2 protein-coding genes are annotated in these 645 nt (G+C 55.7%); both read right to left on the bottom strand.

From position 1 onward, the window contains the following. Positions 1–155: 155 nt before the first annotated feature. On the bottom strand, positions 156–479 hold the full coding sequence (locus RMSM_RS03790; RefSeq protein ID WP_040763982.1) for a competence type IV pilus major pilin ComGC: 324 nt from the start codon (positions 477–479) through the stop codon (positions 156–158). Beyond that, positions 479–643 carry a type II secretion system F family protein gene (locus RMSM_RS43335; protein WP_261340330.1) on the bottom strand — a complete coding sequence of 55 codons (165 nt, stop codon included), beginning with the start codon at positions 641–643 and terminating at the stop codon, positions 479–481. The genes RMSM_RS03790 and RMSM_RS43335 overlap by 1 nt, the downstream gene beginning before the upstream one ends. Between the last annotated feature and the right edge of the window lie 2 nt (positions 644–645).

Here is a 645-nt window from a genome sequence, read left to right on the forward strand (position 1 = left end):
AGCACTGCCGTGCAAGGCAATTCCAAATGTCGACTCAGCACGCACGCGTCTAACCGACCGTAGTGGATTTCGCTAGAAATCCCTTTCGCCATTGGAATTCTGGCAAGTCCCACGACGAAGGCTATTATGCGATTTCCATAAACATTCCGGCTGGCCTACTCGGGATGATCGGTGCAGCTAACCCGACCGTTTCGGCCAAGCTGAAATGCCCGCCCGGTCACGGGGCATGTTGGCAACGTGCGGCCCGCGTAGACGTCGGTGGCGATTTCCCGCATGCTCGATGACGGAGCGTTTTGCGTGTCGTCAATATACGCTTCGACATGATGCTGCAGTAATTCTCGCGACAGTCGACAGCTGCGATCGTGAGCTAAATCGCCCGGATTTTGCAGATGTCGAATCCCGATAATGGCGACCGTTGCCGAGATAATCAGAACCGCCATCACCTCGATCAACGTGAATCCTTTTTGGGGGGACGCCATCACTCGAGTACCTCAAACATGTGGAACATCGGGGTGTAGATCGACAACACGATGCCGCCAATCGCGATCGCCAACAGGATGGTGAGGGTCGGTTCAAGCAGTCCAACCGATGCATCGATTCGGGTCTCGAGTCGTTCACGCAGATGCTCACAAGCCCCCCGCAGTG

The sequence above is a fragment of the Rhodopirellula maiorica SM1 genome (genome assembly GCF_000346295.1).
GTDB classification, from domain to species: domain Bacteria; phylum Planctomycetota; class Planctomycetia; order Pirellulales; family Pirellulaceae; genus Novipirellula; species Novipirellula maiorica.